The 17,755-nt window shown below is 47.0% G+C and carries 11 protein-coding genes and 1 pseudogene; 11 read left to right on the top strand and 1 reads right to left on the bottom strand.

Going from position 1 to position 17,755, the window contains the following annotated elements:
- The first annotated feature begins 426 nt into the window (after nt 1-426).
- The 11 genes from ACOJS8_RS01195 (at nt 427) to ACOJS8_RS01145 (ending at nt 17,153) form a co-directional block, all read left to right on the top strand.
- Nucleotides 427-3,627: a SusC/RagA family TonB-linked outer membrane protein gene (locus ACOJS8_RS01195; protein WP_420146698.1), complete on the top strand. Its 3,201-nt coding sequence runs from the start codon at nt 427-429 to the stop codon at nt 3,625-3,627.
- 6 nt (nt 3,628-3,633) lie between these two features.
- Nucleotides 3,634-5,016 (top strand): RagB/SusD family nutrient uptake outer membrane protein, encoded by a 1,383-nt coding sequence (locus tag ACOJS8_RS01190; protein WP_420146697.1) that lies wholly within the window; start codon nt 3,634-3,636, stop codon nt 5,014-5,016.
- Nucleotides 5,017-5,113: 97 nt separating this feature from the next.
- Nucleotides 5,114-6,400 (top strand): Gfo/Idh/MocA family protein, encoded by a 1,287-nt coding sequence (locus tag ACOJS8_RS01185; protein ID WP_420146699.1) that lies wholly within the window; start codon nt 5,114-5,116, stop codon nt 6,398-6,400.
- 38 nt (nt 6,401-6,438) lie between these two features.
- Nucleotides 6,439-6,861 (top strand): tRNA (adenosine(37)-N6)-threonylcarbamoyltransferase complex ATPase subunit type 1 TsaE, encoded by a 423-nt coding sequence (tsaE, locus tag ACOJS8_RS01180; RefSeq protein ID WP_420146696.1) that lies wholly within the window; start codon nt 6,439-6,441, stop codon nt 6,859-6,861.
- Between the two features lie 46 nt (nt 6,862-6,907).
- A complete protein-coding gene (locus ACOJS8_RS01175; RefSeq protein ID WP_420146695.1) occupies nt 6,908-8,119 on the top strand; it encodes an alanine dehydrogenase in 1,212 nt (403 codons plus the stop codon).
- A gap of 85 nt (nt 8,120-8,204) precedes the next feature.
- Nucleotides 8,205-8,609 carry a hypothetical protein gene (locus tag ACOJS8_RS01170; protein WP_420146694.1) on the top strand — a complete coding sequence of 135 codons (405 nt, stop codon included), beginning with the start codon at nt 8,205-8,207 and terminating at the stop codon, nt 8,607-8,609.
- A gap of 397 nt (nt 8,610-9,006) precedes the next feature.
- Nucleotides 9,007-11,010 (top strand): DNA topoisomerase (ATP-hydrolyzing) subunit B, encoded by a 2,004-nt coding sequence (gene gyrB, locus ACOJS8_RS01165; RefSeq protein ID WP_420146693.1) that lies wholly within the window; start codon nt 9,007-9,009, stop codon nt 11,008-11,010.
- A 68-nt stretch (nt 11,011-11,078) separates the two neighbouring features.
- The gene (gene ppk1 / locus ACOJS8_RS01160) at nt 11,079-13,412 is read left to right on the top strand and encodes a polyphosphate kinase 1 (RefSeq protein WP_420146692.1); all 2,334 of its coding nucleotides are present in this window, start codon (nt 11,079-11,081) and stop codon (nt 13,410-13,412) included.
- Between the two features lie 147 nt (nt 13,413-13,559).
- On the top strand, nt 13,560-14,801 hold the full coding sequence (locus ACOJS8_RS01155; RefSeq protein ID WP_420146691.1) for a NupC/NupG family nucleoside CNT transporter: 1,242 nt from the start codon (nt 13,560-13,562) through the stop codon (nt 14,799-14,801).
- A gap of 184 nt (nt 14,802-14,985) precedes the next feature.
- Complete coding sequence (locus ACOJS8_RS01150; protein ID WP_420146690.1) at nt 14,986-16,665, top strand: fatty acid--CoA ligase; 1,680 nt, start codon at nt 14,986-14,988, stop codon at nt 16,663-16,665.
- Entirely contained in the window at nt 16,662-17,153 is a 492-nt protein-coding gene (locus ACOJS8_RS01145; RefSeq protein WP_420146689.1) for a metallophosphoesterase family protein, read from the top strand. The genes ACOJS8_RS01150 and ACOJS8_RS01145 overlap by 4 nt, the downstream gene beginning before the upstream one ends.
- Before the next feature lie 70 nt (nt 17,154-17,223).
- Here the strand turns inward: ACOJS8_RS01145 and ACOJS8_RS01140 are convergent.
- Nucleotides 17,224-17,755 (bottom strand): annotated as a pseudogene (locus ACOJS8_RS01140) (peptidase M41); the annotation flags it as partial.

The raw sequence follows: 17,755 nt of genomic DNA, 5'->3' as shown, positions 1-17,755 counted from the left end.
GGCTACGCTCAAACAAAATCCTGGTTACTAACTACTAACTTTGCTCTTACATAAAAAGGCCCGTTGACGAATCACTGTCAACGGGCCTTTTTTTTAACACAAAATTTACCAGTGATACAGATTAGAATAGGCCGGGTGGTTGTACTTCCTGCCCCACACGGCAACCCTGACCTACTTTTTACCTATTCAATCACCGTATAATTCTACTTCCTTATAAACTTTTAATCAACCGTAAATAAATTCACCAAACAAGAATACACTGTTTACTTATCTCCTTTTATTTTGGGCTTTCCTGAGGGATAGAGAAGCTGCAGAAAAGAATATAAAATCTACAGACTTCCCAGTATTATTGTGAGTACGTGTGCAACTTGTAGTACCTTTTTAGTTTCATTATAATATGTTTTAATCTGTATAAACCAACAATTTATGACTGCTTTACTACCAGATTCTGTACGGAACGGGTATCGTCTGTGGGGCCGGTTTTGCCTGCTGTTCCTAATGAGTCATTTTAGTTATGCCCAGACAATTATTACCGGTACTGTAAAAGATGCGGCCAATGGCGACGTACTGGCAGGCACGACTGTTCAGGCGAAAGGCACGAATGTAGGGGCTACCTGCGATGCACAGGGAAAATATCAGTTGAATGTACCGTCTGGCTCAAAAACACTCGTCTTTTCTTTTATTGGCTATCAGCCGCTGGAAGTCGCTATCGGCAACCGGAGCGTAGTGGATGTGCAGCTAACCGCCACCGACAATGCACTGAGCGAAGTGGTCGTGGTCGGTTATGGGGTTCAGAACAAACGCGACATTACAACAGCTATTGGTTCCGTAAAAGCGAAGGATCTGGCCAATCAGCCTGTTGCCAGTTTCGATCAGGCGCTGGCCGCGAAAATTGCTGGGGTTCAGGTCACGCAGACATCGGGCGCTCCGGGAGCGGGTCTTTCGATTCGGGTGCGTGGTACGGGGTCAATCAGCGCTGGTAACGATCCGCTCTACGTTATCGATGGCATTCCGCTCTCGCGCGATACCAAATATGCGACGGGCAGCACAAATAACCAGTTTCCTGACAATCCGATCAACGTAATGAGCACGATCAATACTGACGATATCGAAAGTATTGAAGTACTGAAAGATGCATCAGCCGCTGCAATCTACGGTTCTCGTGGTTCCAACGGCGTAGTGTTGATTACGACCAAACGCGGTAAAGAAGGGAAAACCGTTGTCAGTCTGGATTCATACGTAGGTGTGCAGAACGTATCGAAAAAAATCGATATGGTGAACGCTTATGAATACGCTCAGCTTAGCTATGAAGCGAAAAACAACGCTTATATCGACCGGAATCCCACCGGCAAACCAACCGATTCGAACGATATACGTAACAAAGGTGTAGGTGCGCCAAGTACATTAATCCAGCCGGAAATTCTGCCTTATCTAACAGGGCAATCTGGTTTGACAAATACCGACTGGCAGGATGCTATTTTTCAGTCGGCTCCGATCCAGAACCATACACTCTCGATTTCAGGCGGCAAAGACAACGTAAAGTTTTACGTATCTGGCAATTTTCTGAATCAGAGGGGGGTGGTGATTAATTCAGGTTTTAAACGCTACGGTGCCCGGGCTAATGTAGAGGTCAAAAGTGGTCGGTTAACGGCGGGGATTAACCTCAATCCAACGTATTCCTATCATGATCTGGTAAAAGCCGAAGGGCCGTATCTGGGTGAAGGTATAGTTGGTCTGGCTCTCCAAATGCCGCCGATTTTCCCGGTTTACAACACCGACGGCTCGTACAACTGGCAGGGGAACGCCTGGGGTTACGGTGCTACGTCGATTCTGAATCCGGTGGCTATTGCGAATCAGGTAAGCGATAAAATGAGCCAGATTCGGTTGCTGGGCAATGCGTACGCGCAATACGAAATCATCAAAGGCTTGTCGTATCGGCTTAGCGTAGGAACAGACATCAACAGCTTCCAGCGCGATTATTACCGGCCTTCAACGCTCGAAATTCGGGATCGGAAAGGGGCTTCGGTACCAACTGGTTTCTCGCGGGCGCAAAATTTTGTGGACTGGCTCGTCGAAAACACCCTGAATTATAACCGTTCAATTGGCCAGCATAACTTTTCGGCTCTGGCTGGGTTTTCATCCCAGAAAGATCGCCGGACGGCCAGCGAATTAACCGCTACAAACTTCCCCAACGACCTGGTTTATACACTCAACGCCGGTCAGGTTTCGTCGGGTTTATCCGACATTCAGGAATGGTCGCTACTGTCGTACCTGGGTCGCGTTCAGTATGATTACGGCGGAAAATACCTCGTGTCGGCGGCAATACGTGCCGATGGTTCCTCGCGTTTCGGGCGCGACAATCGCTGGGGTTATTTCCCGTCTGTTTCAGCGGGCTGGAATATCTCGCAGGAAAATTTCATGAAATCGGCAAACTGGCTCAGTGATCTGAAACTCCGTGCCAGCTATGGCCTGACGGGGAATTTCCAGATTCCTAATTACGGATCGGTCAGCCTGCTCAGTTACCAGAACTACATTCTCGGCCCCGAAACCATTGTAAGTGGCTTGGCCCCAACCAATTCGGCTAACGATAAACTTAAATGGGAAAAAACCGCTATGCTCGACGTTGGTTTCGACGTAGCGTTTTTGCGGAACCGTCTGAATTTCACCTTTGATTATTACAACGCCAATACGTCGGACCTGCTGCTGAACGTACCAGTGCCGCGCGCGTCGGGCTTTAGCACGGAGTTGCAGAATATTGGTAAAGTAAACAATCAGGGCTTCGAGTTCACCCTTGGAACCCGCCAGACATTCGGTCGACTGAACTGGGATGCCAGCGCCAACATTGCGACAAACCGGAATAAAGTACTGGCGCTCGGGCCCTCCGGCGATCCGATCATCGTAGCGGGTGGTGTGGCTGGTGCTCAGTTCATTACGCAGATTGGCCGCCCGATTGGAGAGTATTATACCATGATCTACGACGGTGTATTCAAGAATCAGGCTGAAGTGGATGCGTACCCACACACATCGACCACAAGACCCGGCGACTTCAGATTCATCGACAGAAACGGCGATGGCAAAATTGACTTCAGCAGTGACCGGGCCGTTACGGGTAGTTATTTCCCGAAATATACGTTCGGCTTTACCAACAATTTTGCCTATCGTGGTTTCGACTTCAGCTTTGCCATCCAGGGCGTACAGGGGCACAAAATAATGAACCTGATTCGCCGGTATATTTATAATCTGGAAGGGAACGGCAATCTGTTCAAAGGCGCTCTGGATCGTTGGCAGTCGGCTGAAAATCCGGGTAGCGGCCTGGTAAATCGCGCCAATCGTCTGGCTTCCGGCTCGAACGGTGAAATCTCAACCTGGCATATTGAAGATGGTTCCTACGTGCGGATACGTACCATTACGCTGGGTTACGCGCTTCCTGCTACGTTGCTGCAAAAACTGCGCCTGAGCCGCGCCCGCCTTTACGCTACGGTGCAAAATCCGTTCACCTTTACGAAATATCTCGGCTTTAATCCAGAAGTCAACAGTCGTCCAGACAGCGCCCTTTCGTCGGGTGAAGATTATGGTACGTATCCCCTACCCCGCACTACGTCTGTTGGTCTTAACCTTTCGTTTTAAACCGCTATGAAAAAACTTATTTTATCCGTTGCTATTCTCATCAGCCTGTCGGCTTGCCAGAAAAATTTTCTGGAGCTAAGACCACAGTCGCAGGCCAACGTCGACAATTTTTATAAAACCGCTAACGACTTCGGCAATGCGGTCAATGGAGCCTACGACGCGCTCCAGATGCCCAATCAATACGGTGGCGACTACAACACGCTGATGGAGGCACGTAGTGACAATGTGCTCGATAACGATCCATCGTCCAGCGCTGGGCTTCGTTACAACATCGACCGATTTATTGAACCCACCACCAACACGGTGCTACGTGATACGTGGGGCAGTCTCTACACAGGTATTAACCGCTGCAACCTGATTCTGGATAAAATTGATGCCGTAACGATGGACGCTACGTTGAAAGCGCGTTACAAAGGCGAAGCGCAGTTTATTCGGGCGTTGTCGTATTTTAATCTGGTACGTCTCTGGGGCAAAGTTCCGCTCGTGCTGACCGCCAGTTCGACAACCGAAGCGCGTTCCTACAAACGGAACGAGATTACCGAAATTTATGCCGCCATCGAAAAAGACCTGACCGATGCAGCCGCCGGTTTACCGGTCAGCTACACCGGCAACGACATCGGACGTGCTACGTCTGGGGCCGCTAAGGGCTTATTAGGCAAGGTGTACGTAACGGAAAAGAAATACGATCTGGCCGTTGCGACACTACGGGATCTGGTCAACGGAACAACGTATCAACTGCTGCCCGAAATCGCTAACGTATTTGCGGTGAACAATAAGAACAACGCCGAACTGCTGTTTGCTGTCAAATTCAAAAAAGGCGGTACGCTCGGCGAAGGTCACGGATCATGGTACGGTACGAGCATTGGCGATAACATCGAACCGTCGCTACGGGCTGCTTATCCGGCTGGTGATAAGCGACTCCCGCTGACCGTTCAGGTGCCCGTTCCAAGTAGCATCAATGCGGTTCCACGAAAGTTTTATGACGAATTATCATCAACCAACGATGTAGGAAATGATTTTCCGGTGCTACGTTTCGCGGATGTATTACTGCTGTATGCTGAAGCGCTGAATCAGGTTGGTTATCAGGCCGATGGCGACGCCTTTAAAGCGCTGAATCGAGTACGGACGCGGGCGGGCGTGGCGAATTACACCAGCGCGCAACTGGCCACGAAAGAAGCGTTCCAGACGGCGGTTATTAATGAGCGTCGACTGGAACTGGCATTGGAAAACGACCGCTGGTTCGATCTGGTACGTACTGGCACGGCTGTGGATGCCATCAAAGTAACGGGCATCACGATGCCTGCTAACCGGACAGTTTATCCTATTCCGCAATCAGAAATTGACGTGTATAACAACAAGACCAATTTCCCACAAAATGAAGGATATTAGTTTGTAACACAGGTTTCTGAGCGCATTTCTATTTCAGAGGGTAATGAGTAAGTATAGCTTGCTCATTACCCTCTTTTGTTTGCAAACCATTACGCTCATGAACGATACATCGGCTTCAACTACTCGTCGGACTTTTCTGAAAAAGGCTGCTACGTTATCAGCGTTTTATATTGTTCCACGTCACGTGCTGGGCCGTGGTTATCTGGCTCCCAGCGACCAGATTACGGTCGGTTTTATCGGTCTGGGCAAACAGGCGGGTGGGCTTCGTAATCAGTTTCTGAAAAACGAAGCCCGTGTTGTGGCGGCCTGCGATGTCGATCAGCCTAAAGTTGTAGCGTTCAGCGAAGCCGTGAATAAATACTACGCAGATAAAAACGAGCAGGAGTCTTATAAAGGTTTTCAGCAATATGACGATTACCGGAAACTGCTGGCGAATAAGGACATTGATGCCGTAGTGATTGCTACGCCTGATCACTGGCACAGCGCCATTGCCATAGCAGCCGCTAAAGCCGGAAAAGATATATACTGTGAGAAACCCTTGTCGCTGACCATCAAAGAAGGGCGTGATATGGTGAATGCGACCCGAAAGTATAAGCGCGTTTTCCAGACAGGCAACATGCAACGCTCCTGGAAGGAATTTCGGCAGGCAGTTGAGTTGGTACGTAACGGCTACATCGGTCAAATCAAAACCATAAACGTCAACGTTGGCGGACCTCCGCGCGACTTTGACTTGAAAGAGGAACCCATACCTGCTGGCCTGAACTGGGATGCGTGGCTTGGCCCCAATACGATTGCCCGACCCTACAATAACGTACTGAATCCAGTGCTGGGCGCTTCATTTTGGGGGCAATGGCGCGACATTCGTGATTTTGGAGGAGGAGGAATGACCGACTGGGGCGCTCATATGTTTGATATTGCGCAGTGGGGGCTGGATATGGATAACTCCGGCCCAACTGAGCTGATGCCGGGAAAGGACGGAAAAGGATTGATATATACGTATGCTAATGGTGTACAGATGCACCATAATCCCGTTGAAGGCAAACAGTTTTGTCAGTTTATCGGTACAGAAGGCGAAATCAAGGTGGCTCGTGGCGAACTCACTACGCCTGCAAAGCTGAAAGACCAGATTATCGGCGAACATGAAAAACATGTGTATTTCAGCGACAATCACTACAAGAATTTTCTGGACGCTATCAGAAGTCGCAAGCCACCTATCTGCGACGTAGAGGTCGGCCATCGTACTGCATCCGTGTGCACATTGGGTAATATCGCCTATCAACTCGGTCGTCCGCTACGTTGGAATCCGGTTGCGGAGAAATTTGACGGAGATCCAGAAGCCAACAAGCTGCTAAGTCGTCCGATGCGCACGAAGTGGACGACTTAAAAATCCATATCTTTGCGGGCTGTTAACTCAATAAGCCCATGACGCTGTCCATACACAACCTCGATGAACTCGATAACGTAGCCCATCGGTTGCTGGCGGAAGGCAGAAATCAATCCGTATGGTTATTTGAGGGCGAGATGGGCGCAGGAAAAACGACGCTCATCAAATCCATTTGCCGAGCCTTGGGGGTTATCAGTACAGTACAAAGCCCAACGTTTTCAATCGTCAATGAATACACTACGCACGAAGGGCATTCGGTGTATCATTTCGATTGCTACCGACTTCGTAATGAGGCCGAGGCATTGGATATTGGCATTGAAGAATATTTCGACTCGGGCGATTACTGTTTTATTGAATGGCCGGAACGGATCACATCCCTGTGGCCCGTTACGTATTATCAAGTTTATCTATCGGTCGAACCAAACGGACGCCGAACAGTTGAAACTAGACTAGTTTCATAGTTTACAGCCTTTCGTCAGTAAACTGTAAACAGAAAAAACAGAAAAAGTGACTGGATTTGAGCAATTGGCCAAACAGACGGCCCTATATCCGAAAGAAGCCCCACTGGCTTTGAAAAGTGGCCAGAATAGCCTGCTTATCGGTTTACCAAAAGAAGTTTCGCTTCAGGAAAATCGTATTGCACTTACACCTGAAGCGGTAGCTATTCTAGTACGTAACGGACACAATGTAACAGTTGAAAAGGGCGCGGGCGAGAAAGCCAAGTTTACGGATACGGAATACAGTGAAGCCGGTGCTCAGATAGCAAAATCGCCTAAGGAAGTCTATGAAGCGAACCTGATCCTCAAAATCGAACCCCTCGTGGAGGATGAGTTTGACTACGTTAAATCAGGCAGTACAGTCATCTCGGCGTTGAATCTACCTTCTCACGATCGGGCTTATTTTGAGAAAATCAATAATAAGAACCTGACCATGTTCGGGTACGAATACATTGAGGATCAGTCGGGCGGGTTACCCATAATCCGCTCGATGAGTGAGATTGCCGGAAGCGCCGTCATGCTTATTGCAGCCGAATACCTGAGCAATGCAGATAATGGTCGAGGAATCATTCTTGGTGGCATTACGGGAGTCCCGCCAACAAAGATTGTGATGCTCGGCGCTGGTACGGTTAATGAATACGCCATTCGGGCCGCGCTCGGTATGGGAGCCGACGTCAAAGTTTTCGACAGGCATCTTTACAAGTTACAACGGCTTAAATATTCTGTTGGTCAGAATATTTATACATCCATCATCGACTCCGACACGATGGCGGAAGCCATTCAGCGGGCTGATCTGGTTATTGGCGCTATGCGTGCAGAAGATGGACCCAGCCCTATTGTGGTTACCGAAGAAATGGTTGGCCGAATGAAACCCGATTCGGTTATTATCGACGTAGCGATAGATCAGGGCGGCAATTTTGAAACCTCACGTATGACAACCCACAAGAACCCCAGTTACAAACACATGGGTGTCATTCATTACTGTGTCCCCAATATTGCCGCTCGCGTAGCGTATACGGCCAGTATGGCCTTGAGCAATATTTTCTTACCGTTTTTGCTCGAAACAGGTACAAACGGCGGCATCGAGCAGATGATGTATGCGAACCGTTGGTTTATGAAAGGTGTTTACACACATAAGGGAACGCTCACCAATGCCTACATTGCCCGGAAGTTCAATATGCGATTCAAGGACCTTGATTTGTTACTGGCCGCCCGATTCTAAGTTAAAAAGTTCACTGTCTACAGTTCACAGTTGGCTAACGCAGCAATAACTCTGAACTGTAGACAGTGAACAGAGAACGTCTACCATGATTAACCACAGCAACGAAAATACGTTACTCGACGACGCCAATTCCTATGATGTGAATAAGGAATTAATGGGTGCCATCTCGTCGGATTTTGTTAAAGTAGCCGACCAGCTCAGAGAAGCCTCCTACCAGATTCGAAAACGGGGGTTCTCCGAGTATCCAATCTTTGTAGCCTCACGCCGGGACGTACCGATGGGTCAGTTGCTCATTGGCACCAACGAGTTAGAAAACCAATGGAATTACAAGGCATCGTTTCTGGATGAGTTTATCCAGCGAACGCTTATTGGCCCGGAATCCGTTGATCTCTGGAAAGAAAATTACAAAAAGCCGGATGAATATTGCTGTCTGTTTGTCGTACACGGCGATTTTGCGGGCTTTGTCTATATCCCTTATCCGGAGGATTAATCAGGCTACTGAAATCGGGTTTAATTTATCATTACAGTACCCTTTTTGAAATAGTTTATGAGAGCCAAATCCATGCGATTTGGCTCTCGTATTTTATGCACATCAATAATACTTTTTTTAGAAATGGCACCTGTACAATAGCGCCTAAAAAAAACGCTTTTTTTCCGTTACTTGTTAAAGAGATGAGCGTCTGAAAATTTAGTTCTAATTGGCCAAAAAGCCCTTACACGGGTTATTTCTTGAGCATTAGAACATTTTTTCGTATATTAAGCCAATCTTACCAAAAGGGCTAGGAAAACACAATTATTTTTTGTATTTTTACAATCTATAATGTGTTATTCAACACGCCTTTTCCTGATCCCTGAACAACAAATTTCTGACATTCTTCCATTCTGATATGACCAACGAATTAATTGAAGCAGATGCTCCCGTTGAGACCGCACCGACCAGTACGTATGGTGCTGATAATATCACCGTTTTAGAGGGTTTGGAGGCCGTTCGCAAACGACCTGCCATGTATATCGGCGATGTTGGTATTCGGGGCCTGCACCACCTGATTTGGGAGGTCGTTGACAACTCTATTGACGAAGCCTTAGCGGGCTATTGCGACAAAATTAGCGTAACGATTAACCCAGATAACTCGATTACTGTACAGGATAATGGCCGTGGAATTCCAACTGGTATCAATACCAAAATGGGTAAGTCGGCTCTTGAGATTGCCATGACCATCCTGCACGCTGGTGGTAAATTTGATAAAGACACGTACAAAGTTTCGGGGGGGCTGCACGGCGTAGGTGTATCCTGCGTAAATGCCCTCTCTACCGACGTTCGTGTAGAAGTTCACCGCGAAGGCAAGATCTTCGAGCAGGAATACAAAATCGGCGTTCCTCAATATGACGTCCGCGTAATTGGTGACGCCAGTGATACGGGCACTATGACCCACTTTAAACCAGACGGAAGCATTTTTACCGAAACGGTTTATAAGTATGACACCGTAGCGGGTCGACTGCGTGAGCTGGCTTACCTGAACAAAGGCATCCACATTTTCCTGAAAGACCTGCGCGAGCTTGATGAAACCGGCGAACCATTACGTCAGGATGACTTCTACTCTGAAGGCGGCCTGATCGAATTTGTGGAGTATCTGGATGAAACGCGCCCTTCGCTGGATGGTATGAAACCCATCTACATGGAGAGCGACAAAGGTTCAACACCTGTACAGGTTGCCCTAGTGTACAACTACGAAGCTGGAGAGAACGTACTGTCGTATGTGAACAACATCAATACACACGAAGGTGGTACCCACGTACAGGGGTTCCGTTCGGCCCTGACCCGCGTGCTGAAAAACTACGCGGATAAGAATCCAGGCGTGCTGCCTAAGAATGCGGGTAAAGTCGTTTTCAGTGGCGAGGATTTCCGTAAAGGGTTGACGGCCGTTGTTTCGGTAAAGGTACAGGAACCCCAATTTGAAGGACAGACCAAAACCAAATTAGGTAATCAGGATGTTGTTAGTGCTGTAAGCCAGGCTATGGCTGATCTGCTCGAAACCTGGCTGGAAGAGAACCCTAAAACAGCCGCTGGTATTGTAAAGAAAGTGCTGGTGTCGGCTCAGGCACGTATCGCTGCCGATCTGGCCTATAAGCGCATCATGACCGAGCGTAAGGACTTTATGGGCGGCATGGGTTTACCCGGTAAACTGGCTGACTGCTCTGATACCGATCCTGAAAAGTGTGAGCTTTATCTGGTTGAGGGCGATTCAGCGGGCGGTACAGCCAAACAAGGCCGTAACCGTGCGTTTCAGGCTATTTTGCCATTACGTGGTAAGATTCTGAACGTAGAGAAAGCGATGGAGCATAAGATTTACGAGAACGAAGAAATTAAGAATATCTGGACAGCGCTGGGCGTACGGCTTGAGAAGAAAGACGACGAAACCGTAATGAATCTGGATAAACTTCGTTATCATAAGATCATCATCATGACTGATGCGGACGTCGACGGTAGTCACATCCGTACGTTGATTCTGACGCTATTCTACCGCAACATGAAAGCGCTGATCGATAATGGCTACATTTATATTGCCCAACCCCCCTTATATCTGGTTAAGAAAGGGAAGGAAGAGCGGTATTGCTGGACTGAAGCACAACGCGAAGCAGCGGTGAAAGAACTGGCAGGTGGTGGCCGTGAGGAAAGTGTGGGCGTACAACGGTACAAAGGTTTGGGTGAGATGAACGCCGAGCAGCTCTGGAGTACAACCATGAACCCCGATACGCGCAGTTTGAAAATCGTTACGGTGGAATCGGCCGCCGATGCTGATCACGTCTTTTCGACGCTGATGGGCGATGAAGTAGCCCCCCGACGCGACTTCATCGAGCGAAACGCTAAATACGCCCGAGTGGATGTTTAACCGAATGATAACATAAGGCGGGCCGAAAAGCCCGCTTTTTTGTTTTATTTCAAAGCTTAGAATTACGTATGCGTTATTCCTTGAATCCGAATCTTATGAAATTAGGTAATCTGGTTTCCCGTTTTACCCAACGTCAGCCCCACTCGCCTACTCCTGCTATAGATAAAACAGCGAAAGTCAGCGAAAAAGTTAGTAGTGTCATCGACCAGAGTGATTATTTAAGCCGCGATTTAAGCTGGCTTAAATTCAATGAACGTGTTCTGGATCAGGCACGTAATCCAGACCGGACATTAATGGAACGGCTAAAATTTCTGGCCATTTCTGCTTCCAACCTCGATGAGTTTTTCATGATTCGGGTGGGAAGCTTATATAATTACCTAGATTATCATAAGCAACGTATTGATTACTCAGGCTTACGTGAAGTGCCCTTTCGAAAAGCGCTGTATACAAATGCCCACCAGTTTTTTCAGGATCAACAAGCTGTTTTTGCCGAACAACTTTTGCCTTTGTTCACAGAGAATGGGCTGCAATTAACCGGTTATGATCAACTGACCGACGACGAACAGGCGGAAGCAACAAATTACTTTGATCGGGCTATTTACCCGACGCTGACGCCGATGCTTTACGATTATACGCACACATTTCCAGTCTTGCTGGCCAAGGTGCTCATTTTCGGCGTCATCACGCAAAGCCCTGAGGGTACTACGTTGCAAAATCAAGCTTCTGAGGATGAGGAAGACCGGCAGCGACTATCTTTTGTGCAGATACCAGCCAATCTACCCCGCTTTTTATCATTCGAACGCGAGGATATTGTCGTATTTATACCCATTGAGGAAATCGTTCGGCAAAACATCAAGAAACTCTATCGTAACGTCGAGATTTTATCCCTTAACTTATTCCGAATCACTCGTAACGGCGATTTTACGCTGGATGAAAACGATGATGATGAAGTCGATTTCATTGATGAAGTCCGGCAAAAAATTAAGAACAGACGGCTTGGGCGCGTTACGCGGGTTGATATAGAAATAAACGGTAATGACGGCCCTTCTCCCTGGTTACTCAATCTATTGAAAAAACGTTGGGAAATCGATGATCTCAATATATTCGAATCGAACACATTACTCGATTATTCGGCTTTCTGGCAAATTATAGGAAATCCGGAATTTAAAGATGATATGCCGCTGCCTCATGCACCGGTTCAACCAATAGGCATTGGACGGGATAAAACCGATGACATTTTCGAACTGATCAAGCAGCGTGATTTACTATTGCATCATCCGTACAACAACTTCGAGCCTGTTTTACAGCTCCTTGAACAAGCGGCTGAAGATCCGAACGTATTAGCCATCAAAATCACCGTATATCGGCTCGCCAAACGGTCACGTATTACAGAAGCGCTGCTGAAAGCCGCTGAAAACGGCAAGCACGTTTCAGTATTGTTTGAGGTAAAAGCTCGTTTCGATGAAGAAAACAACATTCGCGAAGCCCAGCGATTACAGAAAGCCGGTTGTTTCGTGATCTATGGAATCAGCAAGTTCAAAACGCATACAAAGCTGCTATTGGTGGTACGTAATGAAGGAAGTCGCGTAGTCCGCTACGCCCACATGGCAACCGGAAATTACAATGAGGATACATCAAAATTATACACAGATATCGGCTTATTAACGACCAACGAGATATATACCCACGATATTTCCGAATTTTTCAACGTCATCACCGGACATTCATTGCCGAACGAGTACCAGTATCTGATTACTGCTCCGCGTGATATGCGCGAGCAGTTACTGAAGTTAATTCGAATTGAAGCCGACAATGCGCAACGCGGCTTGCCAAGTGGCATTTGTATAAAAGTTAACTCACTGGAGGACAAAGAAGTAATTGACGAATTATATAAAGCGTCTCAGGCTGGCACACCCATTCGGTTGGTAGTGCGTGGTATTTGCTGTTTGCGCCCGCATCGAGCCGGGTTGAGTGACAACATTACAGTCCGTTCCATTGTTGGTGATTTTCTGGAACATACCCGAATTTATTATTTCCATAACAATGGCGACCCAAAAGTGTATGGCGGTAGCGCTGACGTAATGGTACGTAGTTTCGACCGACGTATCGAATCACTATTCTATCTGGCCGACACGCGCGTAAAACAACTGGCTATTCTGATTCTGGACTATAATTTGCGCGATAATATAAACGCTTATGAGCTTGAAGAAGATGGAAACTTCAAAAAATGCAATGTGTCGGAAGGTAGCGAACCCTTCAATATGCACCAACGCTTTTTCCACGTAACAGAGAAAGAAGCCCTGGAAACCCGTTTGTTTGGCACGGAAGAAAAAACAGCTGACGTAGCTAAGTTAGAAGAAGAATATCAGGAAGGTGCCGAACGGGCCATTGCGAACATTTAGCGAGCAACTCTGACCTTTAGCATTACAATTATAGCGTTATAAAAACAGGACAAAATGGCGAATATTATTCGCCATTTTGTCCTGTTCGCGTTTACTAAGCGCTCTTTTTGTATCTTAGCTCACCTAATTGTACTTCGTCTTTATTGAATGGATCGCTTTACCGGCCTGATTGGCATTGTTTTAATTCTGGGTATTGCCTATGCCCTCTCAGATAATCGTAAATTAATAAATTACCGCACCGTTGGTGTTGGCCTGGCACTTCAGTTTGGGCTGGCTGTATTTGTCCTGAAAACCGATGTAGGTCAGAATATCTTTCAGGGGCTTGGTTACTACGTCGACCGGCTGCTGCAGAAAGCAAACATTGGTGCTGAATTTGTTTTTTCCTCACTTGTCCGTACCGAAGTATTGCAGAGGGCTTTTGGACCAGGAAACGACTTTATCTTTTTCTTCAAGGTTATACCTACCATCATCTTCGTAGCGGTACTGGTTAATATTTTTTACCACTTAGGCATTATGCAACGTATTGTAGCCGTAATGGCCCGTGCGATGAAATGGCTTATGGGTGTAAGCGGAGCCGAAGCGCTCTCGAACGTTGCGAGTACGTTTGTTGGCCAGGTTGAAGCGCAGATTATGATTAAACCGTACCTAAACGGTATGACTAATTCAGAACTGCTGGCCAGTATGACAGGTTCGTTTGCCTGCATTGCCGGGGGCGTGCTGGCCGTTTATATTTCGCTGGGTGTACCGGCTCCTTATTTGCTGGCAGCCAGTATTATGGCCGCGCCGGGCGCCTTGGTGATTAGTAAGATTGTTGTGCCCGAAACGCAGGTTTCCGAAACGCAGGGAGTGATAAAAGTAGAAATCAAGAAAGCTCATGCTAACCTTCTCGACGCGATTGCCGCAGGCGCTAGCGAAGGATTAAAAGTTGGTCTTAACGTAGTGTCCATGCTAATTGGCTTTATTGCGCTGATTGCGCTGATCGATAGCTTATTATTCCGGCTGGGGTTTTATGTGTTTGGGATGGGCAACCTCAGTCTTAATTTCCTGTTAGGTAAAGTATTTTCCATTTTCGCCTGGGCAATGGGTGTTCCAGGGAAAGATATTCAGACAGCCGGATCACTGATGGGTACGAAGATGGTGGTAAATGAATTTGTTGCCTATCTGGATTTAGTTAAAGTGAAGTCCACTCTAGACCCTAAAACGATAGCCATTGTAAGTTTTGCGCTTTGCGGTTTCGCGAATTTTAGTTCGATTGCTATTCAGGTTGGCGGTATCGGTGAATTGGCCCCAAAACGACGTAGCGATCTAGCTAAACTAGGATTTAAAGCCCTCATCTGTGGTACGTTAGCCAGCTACATGTCAGCGACACTGGCAGGGCTGTTGCTATAATTATCCATTGATCTAGCTTCTTCGTATCTACTTTCAATCGACTGACAAGTCAGATGTTACTACCTATCAGCCCGCTTTCTAATCCCTCAGAAAGCGGGCTGATTTATTCGTTTCTATTTTTTCTTTAGATCGTTCAATCCTAACTTCGGAGCTTGCGTTTTGTATCTAAACCCGCTAGGCAATCATGATTCAAACAAAACTCATTCCCCGAACAGCGGAGGCTAATGAACCGCCTTTGCTTATAAAAAGCCTGTTAGCTCAATCACTACGTTACGAACCTCAACGCGAGATCGTTTATCGGGATTTGTTTCGAATGAACTACGTTACGTTCAATCAACGCGTACGCCAGCTGGCTAATCTACTGACCGATCTGGATGTCAAACCCGGTGATACTATCGCGGTTCTTGACTGGGATAGCCACCGGTATCTCGAATGTTTTTTCGGCGTAACTAGTATGGGAGCCATTTTACACACGGTAAATGTACGGTTATCGCCTGCCCAGATTCTGTTTACAATGAATCATGCAGAAGATAAAGTGGTCTTTATTCATGAAGATTTTCTACCGATTTTAAATACAATCAAAGATCAACTAACGACCGTTCAGAAGTACGTTGTCTTAAGCGATAAAGTATATTCGGGAATACCCCTGTCAGACATACCGACCGGCTTTTCGGGCGAGTACGAAGCTTTGTTGAAAACGGCTTCCACGGAATATGACTTTCCTGACTTCGATGAAAATACGTGGGCTACTACATTTTATACAACGGGTACAACAGGCAATCCCAAAGGCGTTTATTTTTCGCACCGGCAGTTATTTATGCACACAATGGGCCTGCTCACGTACATTATTGGCTACGAAGCCATGCCCTTCAAAGGTTCATCGGATGTATACATGCCGATTACACCTCTCTTTCACGTGCATGCCTGGGGATTTCCGTTTTTAGCAACCATGATGTCGGCTAAACAAGTTTATCCGGGCCGTTATGAACCGGAAACTTTACTCAAACTGCTCATTACGGAAGGCGTTACGTTATCTCACTGCGTTCCAACGATATTAAACATGCTTGTCAGCAGTCCCGCTGCCCAGAAATACCGTGAGAATCTCAGCCGCTGGAAAGTCATCATTGGGGGCTCTGCTCTTACAAAAGGGCTCGCTAAAGCGGCTACGGATCTGGGTATAATGGTTATATCCGGCTACGGCATGTCAGAAACAGCTCCGGTTATGGCTGTCGGTTATCTAAATGACTTCGAAAAGCAGCTTGATACGACCCAACAGCTTGAACTACGTACCCAGGCGGGACGGATTTCACCATTCATCGAAATGCGTCTTATGGACGATGAGGGTAATTTTATACAGCATGATGGTCACTCGTTAGGTGAAATTGTCGCACGTGGTCCCTGGCTGACACAAGGCTATTATAATGATCCTGAACGAGGAGCTGCTCTTTGGAAAGGTGGCTGGCTGCATACAGGTGACGTAGCCAGCATTACGCCCGACAATTGGGTGATTATTGCTGACCGAACAAAAGATGTTATCAAAACTGGTGGCGAGTGGGTTTCTTCACTAGATATGGAAGACGTACTGTCGCAGGTTGAGGGCGTAGCAGAATCGGCGGTGATTGGCTTACCTGATGAGCGCTGGGGCGAACGTCCACACGCATTGATTGTACAAAAACCGGGTTATACGTTAAGCGCAGAAGGCGTAAAAGCCATTATACAAGCCAGAATAGATCGGGGCGAATTGCATAAGTGGTACGTACCGGACCGCATTGTATTTGTACCGGAAATTCCTAAAACCAGCGTTGGCAAAATTGACAAAAAGCGAATTCGCAGCGAAATGAAAGACTTATTTTTGGCTCAATGACACGTATTGGCCTCTTATCTGATACGCATAGTTATCTGGATCCACAGATTTTCACGCACTTTGCTGAATGCGACGAAATATGGCATGCGGGCGATGTAGGCTCGTTAACTATCGCAGAACAATTGAAAAATTTTCGTCCGTTACGTATCGTCTGTGGTAATATCGACCGTGAAGCCAATGATCTACCCTCGCATCAACGCTTCACACTCGAAGGCTTAGATATCTGGATGACACACATTGGTGGCTCCCCACCTAAATATAATCCAAATGTCCGTCCCAAACTGATTGAAAATCCGCCTGCTATTTTTGTTTGTGGTCACTCGCATATTCTCAAAGTCACACGCGATTCGGCTCACAACAATTTGTTGTTCATTAACCCCGGCGCAGCTGGTAAAACAGGATTTCATACCATGCGAACGGCCATTCGCTTTTCGCTTGATACAGGTCAAATAAAGGATATGCAGATTATTGAGCTTGGTAAAAAGTAAGCCCGAACCAAAGCTTCAAAATAAAAGAGGCTCCTTACTAGGGAGCCTCTTTTATTTTGAGCACTATTGCTTAGAGCGGTAGAGATTCAGGTTCGGTTTCAGCTGGTTTAGCTTCTTTACCGATCTCTTCTTTAATTTCTTCCGCTACGCCTTTATTCTTGTAAGCCTGATAAACTGTCTCGCGCTCAAATGGACGTTTACCAATCAAACGAACCAGATCATTTTGATACAGAATCTCTTTCTCAAGCAATTCTTTGGCAATGATCTCCAGCGCTTCCCGCTTTTCAGTTAATAAACCTTTCGTCCGTGTATAGGCTATATCAACAATCTTACGAACTTCTTCGTCAATGTGCTTAGCCGTTTCTTCGGAGTAGGGCTTGTTGAAGGCATAATCCGACTGTTTTGAATCGTAGAACGATACGTTTCCAATTTTGTCGTTCATGCCGTACATCGTTACCATGCTGTAAGCCAGTTTGGTGATACGTTCCAGATCGCTCAACGCGCCTGTCGACACTTTACCGAAAATCAGATCTTCAGCAGCCCGGCCGCCTAACGCCATGCACATCTCATCCATGAGCTGCTCAGTACGGTACAGGTACTGT

It is taken from the genome of Spirosoma sp., assembly GCF_048594605.1.
Taxonomy (GTDB): domain Bacteria; phylum Bacteroidota; class Bacteroidia; order Cytophagales; family Spirosomataceae; genus Spirosoma.
The sequence above is the reverse complement of the archived record's forward strand: the minus strand, read 5'-3'. Positions and strand labels throughout refer to the sequence as shown.